The sequence below is a fragment of the Rahnella sikkimica genome, from assembly GCF_002951615.1.
Taxonomy (GTDB): Bacteria; Pseudomonadota; Gammaproteobacteria; order Enterobacterales; family Enterobacteriaceae; genus Rahnella; species Rahnella sikkimica.
In genome coordinates this window covers 351,797-377,146 of sequence record NZ_CP019063.1, presented here as the reverse complement: position 1 = coordinate 377,146, position 25,350 = coordinate 351,797, and the positions used below count along the sequence as shown (strand labels likewise).

General features: G+C 51.2%; 20 protein-coding genes and 3 pseudogenes. 20 read left to right on the top strand and 3 right to left on the bottom strand.

Translation table 11 applies throughout. The annotated features are described in order from the left end of the window. Positions 1–174: 174 nt before the first annotated feature. The 17 genes and pseudogenes from BV494_RS23100 to BV494_RS23020 all read left to right on the top strand — a co-directional run bounded on the left by BV494_RS23100 (position 175) and on the right by BV494_RS23020 (position 19,282). Complete coding sequence (locus BV494_RS23100; protein ID WP_226790106.1) at positions 175–2,721, top strand: two-partner secretion domain-containing protein; 2,547 nt, start codon at positions 175–177, stop codon at positions 2,719–2,721. Between the two features lie 55 nt (positions 2,722–2,776). After that, positions 2,777–4,435, top strand: coding sequence for a ShlB/FhaC/HecB family hemolysin secretion/activation protein (locus BV494_RS23095; protein ID WP_104925131.1), 1,659 nt, complete (start codon positions 2,777–2,779; stop codon positions 4,433–4,435). A gap of 14 nt (positions 4,436–4,449) precedes the next feature. Beyond that, entirely contained in the window at positions 4,450–4,830 is a 381-nt protein-coding gene (gene acpS, locus BV494_RS23090) for a holo-ACP synthase (RefSeq protein ID WP_104925130.1), read from the top strand. Positions 4,831–4,839: 9 nt separating this feature from the next. After that, the gene (locus tag BV494_RS23085; RefSeq protein ID WP_104925129.1) at positions 4,840–5,595 is read left to right on the top strand and encodes an SDR family oxidoreductase; all 756 of its coding nucleotides are present in this window, start codon (positions 4,840–4,842) and stop codon (positions 5,593–5,595) included. A 3-nt stretch (positions 5,596–5,598) separates the two neighbouring features. Further along, the gene (locus BV494_RS23080) at positions 5,599–6,153 is read left to right on the top strand and encodes a hotdog family protein (RefSeq protein WP_104925289.1); all 555 of its coding nucleotides are present in this window, start codon (positions 5,599–5,601) and stop codon (positions 6,151–6,153) included. Positions 6,154–6,168: 15 nt separating this feature from the next. Next, positions 6,169–6,453: a phosphopantetheine-binding protein gene (locus BV494_RS23075; protein WP_104925128.1), complete on the top strand. Its 285-nt coding sequence runs from the start codon at positions 6,169–6,171 to the stop codon at positions 6,451–6,453. A gap of 27 nt (positions 6,454–6,480) precedes the next feature. Continuing rightward, positions 6,481–7,641, top strand: a complete 1,161-nt coding sequence (locus BV494_RS23070) for an aminomethyl transferase family protein (RefSeq protein ID WP_104925127.1) — start codon at positions 6,481–6,483, stop codon at positions 7,639–7,641. A gap of 70 nt (positions 7,642–7,711) precedes the next feature. Then, positions 7,712–10,260: pseudogene (locus tag BV494_RS23065) on the top strand (beta-ketoacyl synthase N-terminal-like domain-containing protein). Between the two features lie 4 nt (positions 10,261–10,264). Continuing rightward, the gene (locus BV494_RS23060) at positions 10,265–11,482 is read left to right on the top strand and encodes a beta-ketoacyl synthase N-terminal-like domain-containing protein (protein ID WP_104925288.1); all 1,218 of its coding nucleotides are present in this window, start codon (positions 10,265–10,267) and stop codon (positions 11,480–11,482) included. A gap of 18 nt (positions 11,483–11,500) precedes the next feature. Next, entirely contained in the window at positions 11,501–12,487 is a 987-nt protein-coding gene (locus tag BV494_RS23055) for an ATP-binding protein (protein WP_104925126.1), read from the top strand. Positions 12,488–12,499: 12 nt separating this feature from the next. Further along, the gene (locus BV494_RS23050; protein ID WP_104925125.1) at positions 12,500–13,207 is read left to right on the top strand and encodes an ABC transporter ATP-binding protein; all 708 of its coding nucleotides are present in this window, start codon (positions 12,500–12,502) and stop codon (positions 13,205–13,207) included. Beyond that, positions 13,191–13,844, top strand: coding sequence for a hypothetical protein (locus BV494_RS23045; protein ID WP_226790105.1), 654 nt, complete (start codon positions 13,191–13,193; stop codon positions 13,842–13,844). Before BV494_RS23050 ends, BV494_RS23045 begins: the two co-directional genes overlap by 17 nt. Next, the gene (locus tag BV494_RS23040; RefSeq protein WP_104925124.1) at positions 13,845–15,158 is read left to right on the top strand and encodes an ABC transporter permease; all 1,314 of its coding nucleotides are present in this window, start codon (positions 13,845–13,847) and stop codon (positions 15,156–15,158) included. It abuts the gene before it with no gap. A 10-nt stretch (positions 15,159–15,168) separates the two neighbouring features. Continuing rightward, on the top strand, positions 15,169–15,960 hold the full coding sequence (locus tag BV494_RS23035) for an outer membrane lipoprotein-sorting protein (protein WP_104925123.1): 792 nt from the start codon (positions 15,169–15,171) through the stop codon (positions 15,958–15,960). Then, a complete protein-coding gene (locus BV494_RS23030) occupies positions 15,957–17,318 on the top strand; it encodes a hypothetical protein (RefSeq protein ID WP_226790104.1) in 1,362 nt (453 codons plus the stop codon). Before BV494_RS23035 ends, BV494_RS23030 begins: the two co-directional genes overlap by 4 nt. 21 nt (positions 17,319–17,339) lie before the next feature. Further along, positions 17,340–18,281 carry an ACP S-malonyltransferase gene (locus BV494_RS23025; RefSeq protein ID WP_104925122.1) on the top strand — a complete coding sequence of 314 codons (942 nt, stop codon included), beginning with the start codon at positions 17,340–17,342 and terminating at the stop codon, positions 18,279–18,281. Beyond that, positions 18,278–19,282 (top strand): YcdU family protein, encoded by a 1,005-nt coding sequence (locus BV494_RS23020; protein WP_104925121.1) that lies wholly within the window; start codon positions 18,278–18,280, stop codon positions 19,280–19,282. Before BV494_RS23025 ends, BV494_RS23020 begins: the two co-directional genes overlap by 4 nt. 104 nt (positions 19,283–19,386) lie before the next feature. On the opposite strand, the gene ampC is transcribed toward BV494_RS23020, so the two are convergent. Continuing rightward, entirely contained in the window at positions 19,387–20,472 is a 1,086-nt protein-coding gene (gene ampC / locus BV494_RS23015; protein ID WP_192938192.1) for a class C beta-lactamase, read from the bottom strand. Between the two features lie 164 nt (positions 20,473–20,636). Between ampC and ampR the strand changes: the two genes are divergently transcribed. Continuing rightward, on the top strand, positions 20,637–21,515 hold the full coding sequence (gene ampR, locus BV494_RS23010) for a LysR family transcriptional regulator AmpR (protein ID WP_104925119.1): 879 nt from the start codon (positions 20,637–20,639) through the stop codon (positions 21,513–21,515). A gap of 122 nt (positions 21,516–21,637) precedes the next feature. Here ampR and BV494_RS23005 read toward each other — a convergent pair. After that, positions 21,638–21,925: pseudogene (locus tag BV494_RS23005) on the bottom strand (methyltransferase); the annotation flags it as partial. A gap of 285 nt (positions 21,926–22,210) precedes the next feature. Then, positions 22,211–23,046 (bottom strand): annotated as a pseudogene (locus tag BV494_RS23000) (MipA/OmpV family protein). A 209-nt stretch (positions 23,047–23,255) separates the two neighbouring features. On the opposite strand from BV494_RS23000, the gene BV494_RS22995 reads away from it, so the two are divergent. Next, positions 23,256–23,933 carry a response regulator gene (locus BV494_RS22995; protein WP_104925118.1) on the top strand — a complete coding sequence of 226 codons (678 nt, stop codon included), beginning with the start codon at positions 23,256–23,258 and terminating at the stop codon, positions 23,931–23,933. Further along, positions 23,933–25,321: a sensor histidine kinase gene (locus BV494_RS22990; protein WP_104925117.1), complete on the top strand. Its 1,389-nt coding sequence runs from the start codon at positions 23,933–23,935 to the stop codon at positions 25,319–25,321. The genes BV494_RS22995 and BV494_RS22990 overlap by 1 nt, the downstream gene beginning before the upstream one ends. The last annotated feature ends 29 nt before the right edge of the window (positions 25,322–25,350 follow it).

Below are 25,350 nucleotides of genomic sequence, written 5' to 3'. Positions count from 1 at the left end.
TTGCTTTGCTTAACCAGAATCTGTTTTACGTTGGCTCCTATTTATAATCATGGCACAGGGTTATAACTAATGGTTTTCTACCATTGATTTTACTTTGCCGTTGTTTTTTGCGTTGTTAATTTTACTGGCATCGCTGTCATTTCTATAAATTCTAAGATGAAGGAAAACAAAAAATTGGAAAACAAACAGATTAAAAATGGGTTAGTGAGATTCACCCCAATTGCGGCGTCAATTTTACTCTCCATGCCATTCATTGTGAATGCGGCAGATATCAGCATGTCCGGCGGTTCAGTTGCATCAGCAAACGGCGTGCCTGTCATCAATATCAATGAAGCGAATGCGAACGGCATTTCGCATAATATTTACGACAAACTTAACGTCGGCAAAGAAGGGCTGATTTTCAATAACAGCCAGAATGCAGTGAATACCACGCTGGCTGGCCAGATTGCAGGAAACAGCAATCTGGCTTCAGGCACGGCAAAAGTGATCCTTAACGAAGTCACTTCCAATAACAAAAGTGCCCTGAATGGCATGATGGAAGTCGCGGGTGACAAGGCGCATCTGATTATTGCTAACCCGAACGGCATTACCTGTTCAGGTTGTGGTTTTATCAATGCTGAAAAAGTGACCGTCACCACCGGCAAGCCGGATATGCAAAACGGTGAACTGAAAGGGTACAGCGTCAATGGCGGTGTGATCACCACCGACGGTTTAACCAGCGATTCTCCAACGGCCCTGTTAGCCCGCTCCGTGACCATTAATGGTGATATGAACGCCGCAGGCAACGGGATCACCGTGATTGCCGGTAATAACTATGTGGATGTGAATAATCAGGTCACGGGCACGGTGAAAGCCTCGGGTTCAAGAAATACTTATGGCATTGACGTTGCCAAACTGGGCGGCATGTACGCTGATAAAATTAATCTGGTCAGCACTGAAAGTGGCGTCGGCGTTCGCAACCTCGGGGTGCTCTCCGCAGGCACCGGCGGCATTCAGATTGATACCAACGGCGCGCTGATCAACAGCAACGCGCAGATCAAGTCGTCTGGCGTGATCAGCATGAAAACCAACGGTACACTGACCAACGTCACCGGTAAGATTTTAAGCGACAAAAGCATCTATATCGATACCAACAAGAATCAGATCGATAACAGTCGCGCCGGGAATATCATGTCCAGCGCTGATGTGTATATCGGTAGCGGGGCCATCAATAACACCAACGGTAAATTAGCCGCGACGGGCGTTCTGGCTATCGATACCAACAACGCGACGCTGACTAACTCCGGCAAAGGCAAGACGGTCGGTATTACCGCCGGTGTGGTCAGTCTCAAGACCGGTGCGCTCAATAATAACAATGGGCAGATCACGGGTTATTACGTCGGCACGCAATCTACCAGCGTAAATAACAGCCAGGGTACGATCGACTCCTATGGCGATGTGGATATGGCAAGCACCGGCGCGGTAAATAACACCAGCGGCCTGATCCGTTCTGCAACCGGTCATGTCAAAATCGACGCGTCTAAAAACACCGTCACTAACAGCTCAACCAAGACGGCAGATACCAGCAGCGGTGATTCTCTGGGTATTATCGCCGGTGCTGGCGGTATTGAAATAGCTTCTGCGACCTTAAATAATAACTCGGGTCAGATCGCCTCTAACGGGGATATTAAGTTGCTCAACACCGCTAACGTAAATAATGCCAGCGGTAAGATCCTGACGGATAAGAGCATTTCAATTCAGGCGGCCTCTCTGAACAACAGTCAGGCAGGTCTGAGCGCCAAGACGGGAATCAATGTTGAACTGACCTCCGGTGCGCTGGATAACAATATCGGCGTGCTCTTATCGGACGGTGATATCAACGTGACGGCTTCGCGCATCAATAATACCGGCGGTATTGTTCATGGGCAGAATGTCAGTCTGACCACCAGCGGGGATGTGAATAACAGCGCGGCTTTAATGGTGGCAGATAAAAAACTCACTATTAATGCTGGCGGGACGGTTGATAACCAGAACAGTAAGAGTTTTTACGGTCTGTATCTTGGCATGCCAAATCAGGAAGGCGGCATGGTGGGTAAGGGGGGCGTCGATATTACCGCCAACGCCCTGAAGAATAATAACAGCCGTATTATTGCCCAGGATAGCCCCTTAAACCTGACGGTCGCGAAAACGATTGATAGTGACCGCAGTATGCTGGTGGCGGGTGCAGGTACTTCTAAAATTACGGCTGGGACGCTCAGCAGCAACTATTCAACCATCTACTCGGCCGGTGATTTGACCATTGATGTTAATAGCCTCAATCTGGCGAGCAGCGGCAACATAATTGACAATAATGCTACGGGGATTATTTCTGCCGATGGTGCTCTGGTGCTGAATGTCTTCAACAGTTTCACCAACTATGGCTGGATTAACGGTGTGGACAGCGTCAATGTGTCTACTGAAGGAATACTTTACAACCGTAATACCATCAACTCTGATAATGCAGTTTCTGTTCATGGCACCGTGGGAATTAACAACTACAACGAGATCGTTGCAGGCAATACGTTAAATGTGACGTCTTCAGGTACAGTGAATAACACCGGAACACTTTATACCGACGGGAAAGCCAGCATCGCTGCCAAAACGGTCTCCAGCCTGGGATCTTCCACGGTATTAGGCGGACGTCAGGGATTAAATCTGAATGTGAATTCTATTACCTATAGCGGTAAAGTCTTTGGTTTATAATTAAACGGTAAAATGAAAGCAGCGTAATGGCTGCTTTCATTTCCGGGCAGGCATTATGAAAAGTAGAATTGCATTCATTATTACCCTGAGCATCTTAAGTCAGACAACGTCTTATGCAGAAACCGTGGATTTAAACAGTCTGGTTAAAACACAGCAGGATATTGACCGAAGTAACCGGCAGGAAAATAAAATCATTAAAAAGGATGTCTTCTCCAGTCAGGTGAAAACGCAAGTTGATTTCCTGGATTTTCCGGTTGAGAAAAACTGTCTGACGATTAATACGCTGATCGTCGAAAATGATTTTCTGAACAATTCCACGATACGAAAAATTAAAAAAAGCGTGGCGGGAAAATGTCTGGGGGCGCAGGGAATTGAACAACTGGCCATCGGGTTGCAAGATTACTATATCAATTCGGGTTACGTCACCACGCGGGTCGATGTGCCGGGGCAGAATTTAACGACGCATCAGTTAAAACTGGTTGTCATGCCGGGCAGAATTGAAAATATCATTATCAGCGATGACGCAATCCGGCCCGGGATATTGCCTTTTAAAGCCGAAGATATACTGAATCTTCGGGATATCGAGCAGGGGCTGGAAGTCTTGCAAAAAGCCCCAAATTTGAAAGTAAAGATCAATATAGAACCCGGACACCAGAACGGGTACAGCAATGTCGTCATAAACGCAGACCGGACAAAAAACTGGAACGGTAAAGTCTGGATGAACAACTGGGGTGACGAAGCCACGGGAAAAGTGCTCGCAGGCGGCGCGGCTTACATTTACAACCTGGCGCACATGAACGATACCTTTTATCTTTCGGGGACGACGAATACCGAGCGGAGCAGCGGCGGGTACAAAAGCGTCAGCGCCTACTATTCGGTTCCCTGGGGTTACTGGGATTACGAGGTGTTTTACAGCAGCAGTCAGTCGAAACAAAATATTCCTCTGGAAACCTGGAATTATAAGTACACGGGCGACAGTGATTATCTCAGCCTGAAAGGCAACAGAACGGTTTATCGTGACAGTAATAAGAAAGTGGCGCTCAGTGCTGAGTTAATCAAAAGAAAGGTTAACTACAAATTAGAAGATATCGAACTGGCGCTACAAAAGCGCGATATGACCAATGCACGCTTCGGGATTAACTATAAGCAAAATTTTAACCGGGCATTACTCGACAGCACATTGTCGTATCAGCGGTTTGTTCCCTTTTTAGGCGGTGAGAAAACGCCGGATATGAAATCCGGCGATGTCAGTGCGCAGAGTCATCTCTACAACCTGAATGCGAATTACACGACGTTATTCAACGTGAAAAATTTCGTTGCCTATTACGCGTTAAGTTCAGGTCTTCAGTATTCGCCGGACAAGCTGACATTGCAGGATCAGTTTACGCTCGGTGACCGTTGGAATGTGCGTGGTTTTGAAAATACGCAGGGGCTGTATGGCGATAAAGGCTTTTACGCGCAAAATACGTTTAATCTTATTACCGGCATTAAGAATATCGAATGGTATGCCGGGGTTGATTACGGTGAAATATGGGGTGAAACCTATCCGCAGGGCGCTTATTCCGGGAAGAAACTCCTCGGAGCCACCAGCGGATTTAAGGGCAATATTAATACGCTGGCTTACGATATTGCCTTGTCCACGCCGCTGCTTTATCCGGATGAATTAAATGCCGATAAGCTGAATGTGAATTTCACGCTGTCTTATCAGCTCTGATTGCAGGAATCATCATGTTTGTTGGAACGGATATTGTTGAGGTGGAGCGCGTGAAGACGGCGATATTGCGGGGCGGAGACAAATTCCTGCAAAGAGTTTTCACGCAGCGCGAACGGTTAAGCATTAACAGCAACGATCCTGATTATGAAAGGGCCGCAGGATTTTGGGCCGCGAAAGAGTCCGTTGTTAAATCGGTGGGATTAGGATTTCGGGAAGGGATCCGGTTCCACGATGCAGAAATTGAGCATGATCAGTTCGGATGCCCGCATTTTATTATCAGCGGGCATTTAAAAGACGTCATGGAAGATAAAAAAATCAATGCGATTTCGTTAAGCATTTCTCATTGCCGTACACATGCAATTGCAGTAACGGTTATTTCGTCCCAAAAGGATTAAGGGAACACTGTGTATAAATTTAATGATTTAGCAGATAAAAACATCCTGGTGACAGGGGCAAGCGGTGATATCGGACTGGCAGTTTGTGCAGAATACCTGAATCAGCAATGTCAGGTGTTTGCGCTGTATAACAGCAACGCCCGTTCTCTGGAGACGCTCAAAGAACAGCATCCGGACGGTCATAAACTGAACCTCATTCAGTGTGATCTTTCGGATAAACAGGCAGTCAGCGGCTTGTGCCAGAGACTGGCGCAGGAAGCGAAACACATCGATGTGCTGGTCAATAACGCGGGTATCGTCAAAGACAGTTTGTTTGCCGCCATGAGCTTTGAAGATTTCAGCGCCGTCATTGATACCAATTTGCTGAGCGTGTTCAGGCTGACCAAAGAGCTGTTGCTGATGCTCAGAGCTGCTGAAAACCCGGCGGTCATTAACGTGGCCTCGATTGCTGCGCTGATCCCAAGCGTAGGCCAGTGCAATTACAGTGCATCAAAAGGCGCGTTGCTCGCGTTCACCCGTACGCTGGCCGCCGAACTGGCACCCAGGGGCGTGAGGGTTAATGCGATTGCGCCGGGCATGATCGAATCCAAAATGGTGAAAAAAGTGTCGCGCACCGTCGTGCGGGAAATAACGTCATCCATTCCTCTGCGTCGCCTGGGGAAATGCGAAGAAGTGGCGAATACCGTGGTTTATTTAAGCTCCGGAGCGGCGAGCTATATTGTAGGGCAAACCATCGTTATTGATGGCGGCCTGGTGATGCGGTGAATGATGTCTAAATATGCTATTCCTTCCAAAATATTCCTTGAGATGGGCGGCTGGCGTCAGCCGCTTATTATGGTCGACCGTATTGAAGATTTTAAATACGGTGAAAACGGGTACATCAAAATTATTAAGCATGTCACCTATAATGACCCTTATTTGCTCGGGCACTTTCCTGAGAACCCGATCATGCCGGGCGCGATTATTTCAGAGATATTTGGCCAGGCGAGCGAGTATTTCTCTTTTCTGACGGATATGAGTGACATCTATCAGGAAAACCACGGTGAGGCATTGCATTCACTTCGTGATATTTATTCTAAAATTCATGATGAAAACATGCGCAATATTATCCGGGCGCGTCGCGCGCAGGTGCAGGGCGTTCTGGCTTCACAAAACTTAAAATTCAAAGATGTTGCGTATCCCGGCGACACGATAGAAGTGACCAGTAAGCTGACGTTCTCCGACGCCAGCGGATTCAGGCATTACAGTGTTTCGGCGCAGGTCGGCAAAAAAATTATCAGCCAGGGCGTGATAATCAATTTCAGAGAAGTGAAACAATTATAATATGGAGCAATACCCATGAGCTTAATTCAGGAAAGTATCGAAGCACGCAAAGTCGTATTACATCAGATTAAAACCGAGCTGATTCAGCGTCTGCATATTCAGAAAACAGAATCGCAGATTGACGATGATACGGCACTGTTTGGTAATGGCCTGAAACTTGATTCTGTCGATGCGACGGAAATTCTGGTTTTACTCGATAAGCTTTATGGCATTCAGGTCAGCGAAAGCGATGATCCCTCTTTTATGAGAACGGTAAATAACCTGGCGTCTTTCGTGATTAAAAACCGAAAGCCACAGTAAAACTCCCTTTTAAATAATGAGGTTCGAATGATTTCGCTGCGTGAATTACATGAAAAAAATAACGCCACGATGGGCACATTTAACGGCAGAACCGTGCCTGCTTTTTATCACTCACCGGAAGTGGAATATAAAGCGGTCAGGGAAAATATCCTGATGGTGGATTATTCCAGCATGTCCGTCGTCAGCGTCATGGGCGATGACGCGTGGGCGCTGGTCAACTATTTAGCCTCAGCGGATGTCTCGATAATCCGTGATGAGCAGGCGATGTATTCGCTGGTGCTCAATCAGGACGGCACCATTGCCGGGGATATTTCGGTGCTGTGTACCGATGAAGGGTATTACCTGCTGTCAGAAAACCTGTCCGCTTTTGAACTGATCGACCGCCTGAAGCAAATTCTGGAGAATGCCGCCGATCTGGATATTGAAGAGACGCCGGTCATTCAGGATATGGAACCGCACGGCTGGGGCGCAATTCAGCTCGAAGGGCCTTATGCCTGGGAAGTGCTCGCCGGTATTTACGGCTTCGACATTATCGGCCTGCCGTATCACGAATATATGAGCACGGACGATGGCCTGATGGTGCTGCGCTGCGGCAAACACGGTGAATTTGCGTACCAGCTGATTGGCGGGCAAGCGGCGCTGTGCAAGGTCTGGGAACAACTGCTGGAAAACGGTGAGCCATTCGACCTGAAGACCGGCGGCCTGAATTATCAAAATACGCTCCGCGTTGAAAACCCGTGCTGGGAACCCGCGTTGTTCAGCGGTTATTCCCGCAACCCGGTTGAGCTGCAAATGCAGTGGGCGATTCAGTATGACAAAGACGATTTTGTCGGCAAATCCGCGGCGGAATCCCTTTCCTGTGCGGGCGCAGGACGCAAGCTGGTCGGAATTGTTCCCGTCGCCGTGTGTGAAGGCATTGCCGCCGATGACCCGGTGCGTGCTGAAGGCCGCGACGTCGGTGTCATCGTCAAAAGTGTCTACTCACCGGCGTGTCAGTCTTTGATCGCGCTGGCACTGATTGACAGCGAATACGCCTATTCCGACATTCCGGGTTTTGAGATTGCGACGCAGGGCGGAGCCGTGGCGGCCATGACCCGTAACGTTCCCTTCTTCTACAACTTCAGCATGCTGGTTAACCCGACTGAACATAGCTATATCGATGCCTCAAAGCCGAAAAGCGCCCTGTAAATTTTTTAAACACACCGCACCGGAGACGTTGTCTGATCACCCGGTCTGATCAGACCTAAGGGACTTATTTATGAAAACGAGCAGGAAAAGAGTAGTCATTACAGGGATGGGGATTTTGTCTTCACTGGCGGATAACATTGCCGGGTTCAGGCAGGCCCTGCTCAATAAAGAATGCGGTGTGCAAGACAGCTCGCGCTTTTCGCACTGGTTTGAAAACGCACGTGCGGCGGAGATCCTGCAAGATATCGATTACTCTCCGCTGGATGCTGAGACGGTCAGCGCAATGGATAACGCCGCGCTGTGGGCCTACAAAGTCAGCAAAGATGCGCTGAATGCCGCCGGGTTAACGGGTGATCTCGAAGAAACCGGAATGATCGTCGGCGTGTCCTCGGCGGGAACCGAAGCGTTTCTGCCGCTCTTCGAACAGCGTATTCAGGATTTCTCGCTGAGAAAGGCCATTTACTCCGGCGGGTTTGCGTCCTGCTGCTCCAGCGTCTCGACTTTGCTGGGGCTGAAAGGGGGAACGGAACTGGTGGCGACAGCGTGTACCGCCAGCCCGAATGCCATCGGCATGGCTTTTGACTATATCCAGAATGGCAAAAGTAACACCATGCTTGCCGTCGGCACTGAGCCGATTTATCTGCCGACCTTTGCCGGTTTCTACGCCCTCAACGTCATGCATGACGGATCCTGCACGCCGTTCTCCGGCACGTCGGGGATGTCCATCGGTGAAGGTGCGGGGGCTATCGTGCTGGAAGAGTACGAGCACGCCGTTGCCCGCGGTGCCACGATTTATGGCGAGCTTCTCTCTTACGCCACGTCGTGCGATGCCTACCATGAAACCGGCCCGGATCCGCGTGCCAGCGGCGCGGTGCAGGTGATGCTCAAGGCAATGGAAAATGCCGGTGTCACCCCCGATCAGATTGATTACGTGAACGTGCATGGCACGGGTACCGAAGCCAATGACCGGATCGAAACGCTGGCGATGAAGAAAGTCTTTCCCGATGCGGTCAATCTTCCGGTCAGCTCGACCAAATCCTTCTTTGGGCACAATATCGGCGCGGCAGGAATTGTCGAACTCATCGCCTGTCTGGTGACGCTGCCTGAAAAGAAACTTCTCCCTACGCTGAATTTTACGGTGCCACGTCCGAACTGCGATCTGGATTATGTGCCGAATGAATTCAGGGAGAAGGACATCAATATCTTCATGAAAAACAATTATGCCTTCGGCGGAAATAACTGCTGCATGATTGTGAGCACGCGTCCGGGCACGGTTCCGGTCACCGCCTACGAGGCGAAGCGCGTGGCGATCAGCGGCATGGGTGCCGTCTCGGCCATCGGCCATACCCTGAACGAAATACTCGAACATATCTGGTCTGCTGAGAAATCCGTTGAACTGACGGGCGTCACCTTCAATGAGGACACACTCGAAGAGGCCGGTGAGCTTCTGAACGTACTGACCCAAACGCATCAGTTTGACCGTCTGACAGGTTCCTCACGCCGTTCGCCGGGTGCGGTTCTGCCGGAAAATAACGCCGACTTCAAAACCTTTCAGGTCACGGCGCTGGAACCGCGCAAGCATTTGCGGCGTTTTGACTCACGCAAAGCCACGCGTGGCGGAACCTTTGCCCTGATTGCCCTGGCGGAAGCGCTGAACAACGCGAAACATAAAATCAAACGAGATGGTCACGAACTGGGGCTGGTGATGGGAATGTCGCGCGGGCCGCAGGAAACGACCTATAAATACCTGCAAAGCCTGAAACCCGATCCGCGCAAAGTGCGTACGTCCGAATTCCCCGGCTCGCTGATGAATTCGATTGCCACTTTCTGCGGGATTTCCGAAGGGATTAAAGGCTACACCACCACGCTGGCGACCGGGCAAAACGCGTCGCTGGGCGCGCTGACCTACGGTTATGAAATCATCCGCCAGCAGCTGCAACCGCAGGTGTTAGTCGGTGGCGCTGACGAGTGTTTCCCGTCCATGTCGCTGTATATGGATGCGGTCACCGGAAAAATCCAGATGACGTCCGACCCCGCGAATATCAGGTGTACGGCAAGGAGGCGAAAGGTTTTGTGCCGGGCGAAGGTGCCTGCATGTTGTTGCTGGAAGATCTGGACGCCGCTCAGGCGCGCGGCGTGGAGATTTGCGCGGAAATCGCCGGTTACGGCAAATCCAACAGCATCAGCTATTTTGATGCCGATTGCGCCGACGAAAAATCGGCCGCCATGGCGCTGGCAATCCACCGGGCTTTAGCCGATGCGGGCCTCACGGCGCGGGATATCGATCTGGTGTGCGGCAGCAGTAACGGCACCAAAGAGAGTTCTGAGATTGAAATCGGCGCGATCTGCCTGGCGTTCGGTGAGCAAAATCCGCAGGTGCCGGTGGTGAACTACAACGCCAGCTTTGGGTTCGTGGAATCTTGCGCCGGGCTGCTCAATCTGGCGGTGCTGGCGGACTGCATCAGGAAACAGGCGGTGCCCGCCATTCCGCATACTCAGGTGTTCTGCGACGATCGCATCAACTTTGTTAAAGCCCCGCTGAAAATGGTCATCAGGCATGTTCTGCTGGTCGGGGCGAACGAAGGCGGAAACTACAATGCCTTCGTTATCAGAGGATAAACGCGTGGATAACGCAGCCATAATCTCGGGTTACAGCGCATGTCTGGCGTTTGCGCAGAGCAGCGACGCCTTAACCGACGGGCTGAAAGAAGGGCGCTGCGTCCGTAAAGCGCGATGGTTTTCTTCTGACGACGCCGCCAGACAATGCGGGCTGAGCAATAACGGTTTTGTTGCCCGTTTACCAGAGCCGGTGAAGGATATCGGTCAGTGGGTCAGTGACCTTATCTTAACGGCGCTTGCCCATGCCGGGCTGGAGAAACACAGCCTGACGGGAGAAAACGTCCGGGTTTATCTGACCGGTTTAGGTCCGCGTGTAGACGTGAGTGATTATCTGGCTTTTTATGATCACAACGATATTGAGGACGTGACGCTCACCCGTTCGGTGCAGAATTTGCATGTCGCCAATATGTCTCAGGACAAACTGGCGCATCACGTAGCGACGACGTTTGACCTGAAACACCTGCCGCCCAATCTGCATTGCACCAGCAATTCCTCGCTGGCTGCGGTACATCTGGGGATTCAGGCCATCGAAAGCGGGCATATCGACGTGGTAATGGTGGTGAACTGCTCGCTGATTACCACGCAGGACATCAGTTTTCTGACCAGCCAGGGAATGCTCGGCGGCGACACCGTTCAGCCTTTTGGTGCGTCCGGTCAGGGCGTGTTATTTGCCGAAGGCGGCTGCGCGATGTTGCTGGAAAGCGCCCGGCACCGCCATGCGCGACAGATGCCTGATGGCGTCCGGCTCACGTCTGTCTACACGCAAACCAGTGCGGGGCGGAGCAACGACGGAGCGCAGCTGAGTGCAAACCTGCTGAAAGTGATGAACAAAGCGCTGGAGCAGGCGGACATTCTCTGCGGGGATCTGGCCGCGATTATTCCGCACGGAAACGGTGCTGAAGCCAGCGATAAAGCCGAGGCTCTGGCGCTGGCCTCTTTCCACGGTGAAAGCCCGGTGCCGGTTCTGGCTTATAAAGGGCAGATTGGCTACACCCCAACCGGTTCAGGGATTGTGGATTTGATCATCGGCCACCAGGCTTTGTGTCAGAAAACGCTGCTTTCGCCCGCAGGAACCGGCCCGATCCGTGAAAATGTCGCGCCGTGTGTGGTGCTCAATCAGGGACAGATCACACACAACAAGCGCCATCTTTTAAAAGTCGGGCTGGGCGTTGATGGCTCGGTCATGGGTGTTGTGATGTCTGAGAGCGATACCGCCTCTTAATTTTACAGGGAAAGTATTATGTATTTATCTTCCTTCGCCATGACCGAGCCGGAAGGGCGGGTGTATATGTATGCGCCTTCCTGGCTGAATGTCTGGGAGTCACACCTCTATAACCGCGCGCTTAAATCCACCCGTTCAAACGGCTGGGGATTTAAACGGTTTGGAACGGGCAGTGATATTTACGCCAGTGAGATGATCAGAACGCCCCATTACACGGATTATATTGTTGCGATGGAAGACGTGTCGGAAGCGGCATTGCATAACCTCAGCGCGAAAGAGCGGATGTTATTGATGAAATCGCGGACGGCCTTTATTTATGCCGACAGCTGGGGCGAAAGTTCTTCGTTTGAAAATATTAACAGCGCACTGCATCAGGCGACGATCGATACATTACCGAAAAATCTGATCAAAAAATTCGCCGTCAAAGATTTTAGCTGCAAAATTCGTGGCGAAAAACAGTCGCTGGTTCAGGCCATGCGTCTGGCGCAGGATTATCTTGACTGGGATATCTTCGATTTTGTGGTGATCTGTGCCGCTTACCGGGCGGTGCCGGTGCTGGTGTTCTCCGATGAAGATCTGGCCGTGAATAAAAAAGAGATAATTCAGGATCAGGACATAAAAATAAACCTGTCGGTTGAGCGTGTCGGGTGTTTTATTTTCAGTCAGCGGGAAAGTTCTCTGAAAATTAATACCGGGAAATATATTCCGCAGAATAAAGAGGTGGCATCGGGGGATATTTTTTCCGGTGCCGATGACGATATTGACCTGATGTGTTTTTCAGGTTTAAGACGAAACAGTCTCTGGCGCGAAACATTCAGCGAAAATAAGCGTGACAGGCAAAAAGTCAGCCTGCCCGAACGCTATGGCGGCAGCGGCTGCCTGACGCCCGCGCTGAGCTGGATTTATCTTCAGCAACATACGGTAACGGGCGGGAAAATGCGCACCATCGTGCCGGATAACGTGGGCGGATATCAGTACTTTGACACCTGGTTTCAGGGAAATTAAGCGGGCGAAACGATGGCGACGATGATCAGGGAACGGCCGGCAATATTGCTGATGGATGTGTGTAAAAGCTTCGGAACCGGCGACGGCAAAGTCGACGCGCTGAAAAATATTAATCTGGAGATTGCCCGAGGCGAATTTCTGGCGCTGTGCGGGCCTTCCGGCAGCGGGAAAAGTACGTTGCTGAACATTTTGTCCGGCATTGATAAGCCCACGTCGGGCTCGACGCTGTTTCTGGATAAATCGCTGAACGAGCTTGATGAAGGCCAGTTGTCCGTCATTCGCGGCCGTCATCTGGGATTTATCTTCCAGTTTTTCAACCTGATCCCGGTGCTTTCCGCGTTTGATAACGTGTGTTATCCGCTGATCCTCAATGGCCGGTATGGCCGGAAAGAGGCGCGGGAACGGACACAACAGACCCTTGAGAGCGTCGGCATTGGCGCACTGGGCAACCGCACGCCGGGGCAACTTTCTGGCGGTCAGCAACAGCGTGTGGCAATTGCCAGAGCGCTGGCGCATGACCCGCAGGTTGTGGTGGCGGACGAACCCACCGGCAATCTTGATCAGGCTACCGGCGAGGCGATTCTGGATCTGCTGATGAAGATTAATCAGGAAACCCGCACCACATTTATTGTCTCGACCCACTCCACGCAGCTCAGGGACCGGGCGCGGCGGGTGATTGAAATCAAGGATGGAGAAATTGTTCATGATGTTTCGAAATAGCGCCGTTATTCTCGCGATCTGCTTGTCTTTAGCCGTTCACGGAGCTGCCGCCGCGCGTTCCGGGACACCGGCTCTGGAGGCCGTGCTGCAACAGGGTTTCCCTGTTCAGCCGGAGGCGTTATCGGCCACCACGCAGGCATTGCTGCATGAATATGAACAGCAAAAAGATATCGCATCGCTGATTTTCTACTCTTACGGCACGCTGCGGATGGCGGATCACTATGCCGCGGTGAATGATTATGTGCTGGCCTCGGAATACGGGAAAACAGGTTTTTTTTATCTGGATGAAGCGGCTGATTCGCATGAAAATACACCGCAGGTGCGTTATTTACGCGCCCGTATTGATGCTTATTTACCGGCAAAGCAAGGGCGCTGTGTCATAGCGCTGGCCGATACCGATTATCTGTTAAAAAACCGGGCTAATTTCGACAGCGATATCCTGATCAATATTCTTTTTATGCGTTACCGGGCATTGCTCAGTTGCGGAGATACCGCCGGGGCGAATACGCTTTTAACACAACTTAAAAACCGCGGCCCGGTGGCGGTAAAATTATTATCCCTGAAGTCAGATGCCAGCCCCGCGTGGGATATCGGTGAAATCACTCAGATTGTTGTGCCTTTGATGAAAGGTGAGTAAATGTTAACTGGAATGATTATAACCAACCTCGCCCTGCTGGTGATCGTCGGTTTTGTATTATATTGCCTGATCCGGCGGCCGCAGGATACGAAATTTGCCTTCCTGAATTTATTCAGACATAAGCGACGTTCCTTCTCTACCCTGACCGCCATTATTTTGGGTGGATTAGCCATTTTCCTTTACGGCGGTTTTATTCAGTATTCTTTCTGGATATTGAAAGAACAAACCGTCAGAACCAACGTCGGTCATATTCAGATTTACGACAAAAACTATTTTGAAACCTCGAATAAAAGCAAAAGCATTATTGGCAATTATGACGAGCTGAAAAATGAAATCCTGAATGACCCCGAACTGAAAGATTATATTTCCACGATTTCAGGCCAGCTCGAATTTACCGGTGTGATTTCCCACTACGAGAGTGAAACCTCAAGCTATTTTGCCGGTCTGGGCATCGAGCCTTTACCGGCGCTGAAACTGGGCTCTTTCGACAAACTGGTGTCAGGCAGCGATCTGTCGCGCATTAAAACGGATGAAGTGATCCTGGGAAGCGGACTGGCAAAAACCCTGAACGCACAGTATTCCGACTGGCTGGACGTGCTGGTGGCCAACGCGCAGGGCGGGCAGGGCGCATTGTCACTGAAAGTGCGCGGCATTTTCACCTCCGGCATAAAAGATTATGACGACGTGGCGATGAAAATTCCCCTGCAAACCGCGCAGCACATGATGAACACCAATGGCGTCAGTAAGTTCGTCATTCTGCTGAACGATGATGCGGATTTGCCGGAGTTCAGCGCCAGACTCACACAGTTTATTGCCGACCGGCATTTGCCGCTGATGGTGAAAAACTGGCAAGAACTGTCGATTTTTTATCAGCAGGTTGAAGGCTTGCTGACCGGCATTTACTTCTTCATTAAAGCCATTGTCGCGTTGATCGTGATCTTCATGATCAGCAATTCAATGACCATGAATATCGCCGAACGAACCCGCGAAATCACCACGTTGCGGGCGATCGGCCTGCGACCCGGACACGTAACACGACTGTTTTTGCTTGAAGGGATTTATATCGGCGCGCTCGGTGCTGCGGGGAGCCTGATTCTGGGAATGGTGATTGCCTACCTGATCAACCTGAAAGGTATCGCGATGCCGCCGTCTCCGGGGCAGACGCTCGGCTACAACGCCTTTATCAAAACGGACAGTGCCGAACTCATCTGGATCACCCTGATTTTGCCGGTGCTCACGTCGTCACTGGCCTCGGTTTTACCGGCACTGCGGGCATCGCGGTTGAATATTTCGGACGCTTTTAAAGCGGTATAAGGACATCTCCATGAAATCAGGCCGCTTTCTAATCGCCAGTTGTCTCGCGTGGTTCCCGGTATTCACGCACGCAGACGGGCACGTTGCAGACACCAGCACAGCCCTGAATATCATCCGGCAGGCCGACGATATCCGGTCACCCGATCAGCCCTTTCGTTACACGGTGACCGTGAATGAATTTAAATCCGGCGAAAATGCGCCGGTGAATCAGCAGGTTCTGGATATCTCCATGCGCTTTCTGAAACCGAAAGACGGTGAACAGGCCGACGCCCGTTCACTGGCGCGCTTCGTTTCTCCGCCACGGGATCGCGGCAAAGTCATGTTGTCCGACGGCTACGACTTATGGTTTTACACGCCGGAGCTGCGCCGCCCTGTGCCGATCTCCCGTCAGCAAAGGCTGATCGGGCAGATCTCTAACGGCGACGTGATTGTGACTAACTTTGAGTTTGCGTATGACGCCACGTTGCAGGGCGAAGTCCCTTGCGGCGCGAACGTCTGCTATTCGCTGATGCTCACCCGTCGCTCAGCGGAAGTCACCTATCCGAAAGTGAATTACCTCGTGGAGAAAGGCAGCTACCGCCCTTATAAAGCGTCGTATTTTTCTCTCGATGACAAGCTGCTTAAGGAAGTGTGGTACCTCGGTTACACACCGCTGCTGGGCAGGGAAAGACCGTCCAAAATTAAAGTCACGGATCCGCGCCGTGGCAGCGGTTATTCGGTCATGGAATACAGCGATGTCCGGTTTGAGTCGCTGCCGCTTTCCCGCTTTACGAAAGAGAGTATTCAGCGGGGCGGCAATTGAAACGTTCTGCCTTGCTGATACTGGCCAGCGGCGTGTGGCCGTCGTTACCGCTTTACGCCGCCTGCCTGACGAATTCCGACACGGTGATTTACGCGCAAGCGTCTTACGTCAGTAAACAACCGCCTGTCTGGCAGATTGACGGGAAAAACCCGTATGCCGCAAACAATACGTTTAATGATGTCGCGCTGAATTACCGCAACGACTGCACGCTGGTTGAAGACAAGCTGGACGTGGATTTCTCGCTGCTCGGCCTGGCCTATTATCCGTATAAAAGTCCCGGCGCCTTTGAGAAAGACGACCACCGCCTGCGGGCGCTGATCGATAAGCTTCGTTTGTCCTACACACCGACAGAAAGTCTCCGGCTGGACGTCGGTAAACTCCGGCCAAAAGGCGGCGCTTTCTACCTGAAATCCCCGGCCAGCCTGCTCAGCAATTACAACGCCGGGTTTAAGGCTACGCGTATTAATTCACCTGACATGAAACCGCTTTATACCGATGCATTTTGGGGCGCGGTGCTGGCGCAGGATACGCTTGCTTACTCGCTGTCGTTAACCGCGGCGCCACGGCTCACGCAGCCCGGTCCGCGCTATGAATCTTCGGGAAACTGGAATGCGCTGGCCCGTTCCAATGCCAGCGACCGTTATCTGCTGACGTACACGGATTACCGGTGGGGTGACAGCACGCCTTCGGTAAGCCTGATGACGGGCGATAAAAAATCGGTCGCCGTTGCACAAACGCTGAACGTCACGCCGCAGTTCATTCTGAGCACCGAACTGGCCTACCATTTTCAGCAGCAGTGGCTGCACCTAGACGAAAAGAGTGCGCGCGATGTGCAGAGTTACCGTTTCCCTGACGCCCTTTACAGCGCAAAGGATGACGATGGCGTTGAGCTGGCGCTCGGAATGCAATACACCACCGATCGCTTCAGTCAGTTTGGCCTCGAATATTACTTTCAAAGTGAAGGATATTCTTCCGCGCAGTGGGACAAACAAACGGACCTCATTAAATTCCTGAACCAGAGGACGAATTACGCGCCGCTGGACCGGGCATTTGACGCCTACAAATATCTGATGGCGTCTGAAATCTACAACGCTTCCAGCCAGGGAAACCTGCTGGGAAAACATTACCTCAACGCCTACGGCAGTTTCCTGACGGATGACCAGTCATCGGTTCAGCCTTTTGCTGTCATGAATTTACAGGACAAGAGTGCGACCGTCGGCCTGAATATCAACAAGCCGCTGAATCCGCAGCTTGAGCTTTATGGCGGTCTTTACACGGCATTTGGAAAGAGTGATTCGGAGTTTGCTTTATTCGGCGAAACTCTCGGCACTTATCTGGGTTTTAAGTATCACCTCTAGGTGATTCACAGGGACAGAGAGATGGACATAAACGCAACAAAACCGGTTGTCTTATTATTTGCCGGGCAGGGGAATCCGGTCATCGGGATGGGATCTGACTTATGGGATACCAGTGCCGAAACCCGTCGTATCTGGGATTGCGCCAGTGATATTTCCGGGCTGAATATCCGCCGCCTGTGTGCTAAAGGGCCGATGACCCGGCTGGTTCAGACCCCCGTGCAGCAAATCGCCGTCACGGCCATTAACACGATGCTTTTTACCCTTTATCGCGAAAGTCACGGCGATGTGGCCTTCTCCGGTGCCTGCGGTCACAGCGTGGGGGAATATTCCGCGCTTTACGCCGCCGGAGCTATCACGCTGGAGGATTTATTCCGGGTCATTCATTTCCGTTCCACGCTGATGCACGACCTGAGCCTCGCGAACAAAGGGAGCATGCTGGTGGTGAAGGGCAGCGACCGGGCGGGCCTGACTGAACTGCTCGCGCAAAAAGGCATTGAGGCAGAAATAAGCTGCGATAACAGCCGTAAGCAACAGGTGATCGGCGGCACGCTAACCGCGCTGCGTAACGCCGGTCAGGCGGTTGCCGGAGCCGTGCTTGAGAGCATCAAGCCCGGAGTGAGCGGGGCGTGGCATACCCGTCTGATGAACAGCGGCGTGCAACCGATGCGCGATTTTCTGGCAGACATAGATATCAGGCCGCCACAGTTTGACGTGCTGATGAACGTCACCGGTTTGCCCGTAACAAATCCTGAGATCATCAGGGAGAATTTATCCCTGCATCTGACGCACGCCGTGCAATGGACGGCGTCTATGGAGCACTTTCTGGATAAGCCGACACCGGTTCAGTTTGCCGAGATCAGCAACAAAGCCTATCTGATTCATTTACTCAATGATTTCGCAAAATTCACGCCCGAAATGGCGGTGCATTGCAAAACTGATGGCACAGTGAGTGGCGTGAAATGATCCCCGATTATGCAAAGTTTGTTCGCTTTCAGGATAAAAAACTCATTCCGTTTATCTGCGTTATTCTGTTCGTTGTGCTGGGTTTTTACTGGAAAAATAACGCCTTTTCCTTTACTTCCCATGATGCGGGTACGGTCAGCGTAATTCTGGCGATCACGCTCTTTACGCTGCTGCACGAACTGAAAGCGTACTGGGCTTACAGCTATGTGATTAACCGCGTTAATCTGGATGCCCTGAAAGGCCGAAGCTGCTCAAAAATAACGGCATTTTTCGCCAGACCTGCGGTCGTCAGTGCCTGTTCTGTGATCTTTTTCTGGCTGATGGCGCAGGTGTGTTTACGGTTGCCCGCCAGCCGGTTCAGCATTATTTATCTGTATCTGATATCACCGGTTTTCATGACTCTGGTCTTCAGAACGGTGCGGCGGGTTTATATCCGCCAGGTGCTGACCGGCATGAGCAGCACGGTGAGTTTCAGGAATATCTATCAGTACACCGGTTATTACGTTGCAGTGAATACCGCGCTCAATGTGCTTTCGGTTAGCCCGTTGCAGGCGAATCCGGCGTTTTCCTTCAGCGAGGGGTATTTTTCCGCCAGACTGATGATTGCCATGCTGATCCTCTGCGGCGTCGTGCTGGCTATAAACCTGGCGTTTTCGCGGCTTTCTAAACGCTACCTGTTTCTGGGGCGTATCTTTCTGAAAGAGATCACCATCTATTCTGCTCCGCCGGTGCCCTTCGGTCGGTTTATCAGCAAGCCCTTTTTAGTCCGGATAATACTGTTAGCTATGGTACAGGCGGGGTGGATATTTATTCTGAGTTTCATTGCAGGCGGCCTTACTATCAGCATGCCGTTCGTGGTGTATTTCCTGCTGTGCTATCTGCCTTGTCTGATGTATCACTTCCTGCATGTTTACGCGTACTGGCTTAAAGAGTTTCACTTGTCCTGCGATATGTATTTTCGCTACGAGAGTTTTATGCAGCGTAAAAGCCTGAATATGTAGAAATAAAAAAACCTCCGTTAAGTGCCGGAGGTTTTTTTTATATCAGACAGATTCCCGTTTGTTACGGGGTTTCATACGGGAGTGCCGCATCGGTTTATTGCTGATTACTGCAATGCCTTTAAAATTTGCATCGCAGCTTTTACCCGCTCAGTGTTGGGATAATTTTTATTCGCCAGCATAACGATGCCTACCTGTTTCTCAGGAATAAAAGCCACATAGGCACCAAATCCGCCGGTTGCTCCGGTCTTGTGGACCCATGATGCAGTCACGCGTGGATGTGACTGCGCATCCCGCACCTGCTGCGGACCCAGCGCGATCTTGTTATCTGCGCCTTTTACTGCCAGTTCTGCCTGCGCTGGCCAGTCAAGCATTTCCCAGCCCAACCCCTGATAGAGTGCGTCGGTGCGATAAAAACGCGTTTGTGCCAGATCCAAAGCCTGCTGTAACGTCTTATCTGCCACCTTCTGCGGATCCATATTCGCCTGCATCCAGCGCGACATATCTTTTATCGAAGATTTCACCCCATAGGCTTCCGCATCCAGCATACCCGGTGATACACGAACGGGCTTACCCTCACGGTAACCCCAGGCGTAAGCGTTTTTGGCGGAATCTGGCACGGTAATAAAGGTGTGGCTGAGCTTGAGCGGCGTAAACACGCGTTGTTGCATGGCTTGCTCAAAGGAAAGTCCGGTGGGTTTTACCGCTAAAAACCCGAAAAGACCGATGCTGCTGTTCGCATACTGACGCGTGGTTCCGGGTGACCATTGGGGTTGCCACTGCTGATAGAACTGTACCAACCCTTTCTCATCAGTGACTGCATCCGGAACCTGCAACGGCAGGCCACCTGCGGTGTAAGTCGCCAGTTGAAGCAGTGTAATGTCGTGCCACTGCGGCGTGTTAAGTGCCTGCCAGTATTTGCTGGCCGGATCCTTAAGCGCAATCTCTCCTTTCGTCACGGCGACGCCACCCAATACCCCCGTGAAGGTTTTACTCACTGAACCCAGTTCAAAGAGGGTGTCTTCTGTCACCGGACGCTTTTGTGCTACATCAGCCAACCCCCAGGTAAAGTAGTAGGGCTTTCCTTTAACCACTACCGCGACCGCCATTCCGGGGATACCTTGCTGCTGCATCAGAGGTTTTATTGCCTGACTCACGGTAGTTTCCACATCAGGAGTGGCTGCGTTACTCATTGAGCACACAGATGCCAATACCGTTGCTATCAACGTTTGAGAAATTAACTTCACTGTTATTAACCTTATGGTTTGTTGTCCCACCGGAAGTGTGCCCCGTTTGACAGATTACAACAAACTGTTAATTTTAGGGGCTGATAAAAGAAAAACTTACAGGTGAAATCGTGGTTCGCCCTTATATTCCTTTAAATGCGCTGAGATCATTCGAAGCCGCTGCCCGCCATCTAAGCTTTACTAATGCCGCCTCAGAACTGCATGTCACTCATGCGGCGGTCAGCCAGCAGGTGAAATCACTGGAACAGCAGCTGGGCTGCCAGTTGTTTGTGCGTGTTTCGCGCGGACTGATGCTGACCCCGGAAGGCGAAAGTCTGTTGCCTGTGTTGAATGATTCATTCGATCGTATTGCGGATACGTTGGATCGTTTCTGGGCAGGGCAGGTACGGGAAAAACTTAAAGTGGGTGTGGTCGGAAGTTTTGCCATAGGTTTACTGCTGCCGCGTGTGGATGATTTCAACCATCATCACCCGCACATTGAACTGCAACTCTCCACCCACAATAATCGCGTTGATCCAGCTGCGGAAGGTCACGATTACACCATTCGCTTCGGTAGCGGTGCCTGGCACGGCACGGAGGCGCAGTTTATTTGCGATGCGCCACTGTCTCCGCTGTGTATTCCCGCGATTTCCCGTCAGTTGCAGCATCCTGCCGACGTGCATAAATTTACCCTGCTGCGTTCTTTTCGCCGTGATGAATGGAGCCTCTGGTTGCAAAGCATGAATGAACATCCACCTTCCCCCGCCCAACCGGTGATGATATTCGACTCTTCACTGACCATGATCGAAGCTGCGCTGATGGGGACAGGCATTGCGCTCGCCCCCTGTAAGATTTTCAATCACCTGCTGCAAACGGAGAAACTCATCCGCCCCTTTGCCGCTGAAATCAACCTCGGAGGCTACTGGCTGACACGGTTACAAACGCGCGCCGAAAGTCCCGCGATGAAGGCGTTCTCCAGCTGGCTCAGCGCACAATTTAGTACGGAATAAAAGGCGGCTGGTGCGGACCCGAGACCGGAACTCATGATCTATTAGCATCTTGTTGCCACTGAATTAAAACTGCTTCGAGAGCCGTCGCCGGTTGAAAGACTAGATCTTTACATTGATTCCAAAATCCCCGTCAGCACATCCCGCGGCCTTTCAAGAACGGCCATCCATATGGTGCTATAACCCCCAAGCGTGCCTATTTCAAGAACACGGACAGCACGTGACATACGAATGAAAATGGCCAGCATTTTTCCCTGCAAAGCAGATACATCGTGTGTGGGCAATCCTTGAACTATGTTATTAGCGAGGGTGTATTTTAAATCTGAGTCTTCAGGGGCGAGCTTTTCAGAAAACCAGGCATCTACCTGTGCCCATTTATAAGAATCTCGCGAAGGATAATCAGGAATTCGCATATGAAATCTATTCTCCTTAAATACACTATGAAATTTTAACCGATATTTGTTACGACGGTTGGTATACCTACCTTTTCTGAAGGTTAAAATCAGTAATGTCCGCTTCTGGCACAGGGCTGCTGTTGCAACCCTGACAACCTTAGACTTCAATCGACTCAGAGACATCTAACGCATCATCGACTTCAATGCCCAGATAACCCCATCATCTGAATCGGGGCGGATGGAGTGTGTATTTAGTGACACTGCATAGCCACAAGCTGCCGAGAATCAAACCTCGAACAACGATCAGAAACTATATGTCACCTTCAAGCTTCCAGTGGGCGATGCTTTTCGTTGAACAATTGGGCTGTTGCGTGCATCGCCCGCCAATTGCGTAAAGCCTGTTGCAGCAACCACGCTCCAGTCTTGGTTGAACTTGTGCGTCCAGTCCATATTCAGTGAATAGGCATAAATTCCAGACTTGGCATCATATCGAGTAAACCCCGATGCGGCCGACTGTGATGCACTTACCCCGTAGTAAGTCTGCACGTACTTGCTGGTCCCCCAACTACTGGTCAGCCCCAGCGTCACAGAGTTTTTCGATGACGTATAGAGCGGGCTGACAATGCTGAAATGCAAGGCCTCACCATTGCTTCGCTGAGAAATCGGCACCTCACCCTGCAATTGCAAATTAAGCCAGTCGGTCACCTCATACCCCAGGCCAAGCGCACTGATAGCCGAGCCTTTGACGTCGCCCATACCTCGCAAGTAGTCGCTGCCGTAGCTGATCGAGTCGCTGTCCACGTCATGATCCTTACGGCCTGCGCGATAGCTGAGCGCAGCACTGTAATCCAGCTTGCCGATGCTGTTGCCGTAACCGATACCACGTGTGGTGCTGGCGAAGAAACCATTTACCATAGAGTAATCAAGCACCAGGGCGGTCGTGACACGGCTTTTATCCGAACCAGAATAGCGTGGCGCAACATCCACGCCGCCCCCATGGTCAACTCGTTGCCCTGTTTCTGTTCTGCCGCCAGTACCGGGGTGGCCAGTAACGCCAGGACCGCTCCCGGCAATATTTTTTTCAGGGTGTACACCGAGAGTAAAGAAGGGAACTTATGACGCAGTTCGATGTTTCTCATTAAAGAAGTCCTTGTGGATTCATATGATTACGATGCAGGCGGTTTTTAAACGCCAGAGTTCTCAGTTTGAATGCACACCCTAAAGTTCTTATGAGGCAAAAATGAAGAAACACTGAAGCAAGTACAACAGGTGCTGCAAACCTAATAGATTTCCTGATATCGTTTTTTTCTTAAGACGTTCTTCATTCACTGTTGATAAAGTTCCCCTTGTGAAAATTCTCCTAATCGAAGACGACCTGGATCTCGGCAATGGCGTTCGTATTGCCCTTGCAGATCAAGGGTTAGATGTCATATGGGTTCGACGCAAAGTGGATGCGCTGCATCAACTCGATGTCTGCGTTCCAGAACTTGTGTTGCTCGACCTCGGACTGCCCGACGGCGATGGCATGAGCCTGATAGCCTGCTTGCGTCAGCAGTTCAAAGGGATCCCCGTGATCATCCTGACTGCGCGAGGCACTCTGCAAGATCGCCTGTGTGGTCTGGATGCCGGTGCAGACGACTATCTCGTCAAACCTTTTGTTCTCGCCGAGTTGTTGGCCAGGGTGAGAGCACTTGCGCGACGCAGTTACGGTTTTCAGAATGAGGTGATAGAAATTAGAGGATTATCTCTTCATGTGCCGACTCGTCGCGTGACAGTGAGTGCGCGTAATGTTGATTTGACGGTAAGTGAATACGCGCTGCTTGAAACTTTAATGATGCGCGCTGACCGTGTGCTTACACGAAGGTTTCTGGAAGAAAGGATATTCGGCGCAAAAGAAAATATGAGCAATTCGCTCGATGTGCATATGGGTAATTTGCGTCGGAAAATTGGCGACGGTTATGTACGAACGGTGAGGGGCGTGGGATATGTCATTGATACCGTGCCGATTCAGAAAGGGGCTGGTTGATGCGAAATTTTTGTCGGCACCTGAGAACTCCAACGCTCGTACGGCGAATTATGATCGCCCAGATGTTACTGCTTACACTGCTGTGGTGTCTTTTTCTGACCTACATTTTGTGGGAGAACTTGCGTAGCCCACCGATGCTAACGGGTAGCAATACTTACGAAACCATTCTTACATTGGTTGATCGTATGGATGACCGCCCGCAGGATCTCACCGCTGTGCTGGAAAAGTTCAGCACAGCGTTGCGGGAAGGTTATGGTGGAGGTGAAGATCCGAAACTGTCAATCAGCCTAATCGTTCGGAAGAATAAAGAGATAATTTATTCATCTGATGGCGCTCCGGTAGGGGTGACAAACACCCTGTATGGGAAAATTCAGAGCATTCAGAGTGAAGGTCGCACCTGGACTAGCCGTACTCTCAAGTCCGGGAACTCCGACGCGGAGGTAACACTTGTCACCCCTGCCGGCGGCTGGAACTTCTTCATATACCTGAACTCGCGTGGATACTACATATTGCCGCTGCTGGTATGCATTCCTTTTCTTTTGTTTCCCGCGTGGCTGTCAATCCGAATTGCAATGCGACCCTGGAACAAGGTGGTAAATGAAATTTCCTTACGAACTTCAGAAGATCTCTCTCCCTTAAAAGAAGTGCCAAAGCACATGGAGCTTCGCCAAATGGTGGACGCGACCAATCTATTTCTTGCCAGGGTGCGGGAAAGCTCTGAGAGGGAACGGGTTTTCATTGCAGATGCCGCTCACGAACTGCGTACCCCTCTGGCTGCAATGCGCATCAATGTTGAGGCTTTGCAGTCCTATGTAAGCAGCAATAATCAACAGGAGTTGCTTGCAGGGATTATTCGCAGCAATAGCCGTGCTGCGCGTCTCGTCAATCAGTTGCTGCTGATGATGCACAGCGAAGTGCGCATTGACACTGTTATGGAGCCTGTGCCGCTGACGACGCTCATACAAGAGCGAATGGCTGCGCTGGAACCGCTGGCGGCTGAGCGCAGGATTGAGCTTGAATTCTACTCTGATGATGAAATTTGGATCACAGGCGTCAGGGAACGCCTGATGTCGCTGATTGATAATTTAATTGAAAATGCTGTGAAGTACAGCCCTGAGGGCGGACGGGTTGAGGTAGATCTACGATCACTCGATAAATCTACTCAGCTACGTGTCTCAGATGCAGGGCCCGGCATTCCATTTGAATTGAGGGAGCGCGTGTTCGATAGGTTTTTTCGCGACCCTAATCAGATGCAAAGCGGGAGTGGATTGGGACTTGCAATAGTCAAAGCGGTTGCGCAGCAACACAACAGCAACGTATGCCTAAGTACGTCTGCAGAAGGTGGTCTCATGGCTACTGTTGACTTTCCAAACCACCCGTCCGCCTGAAAGAAAACATGATTTTGATACCAGCCCAG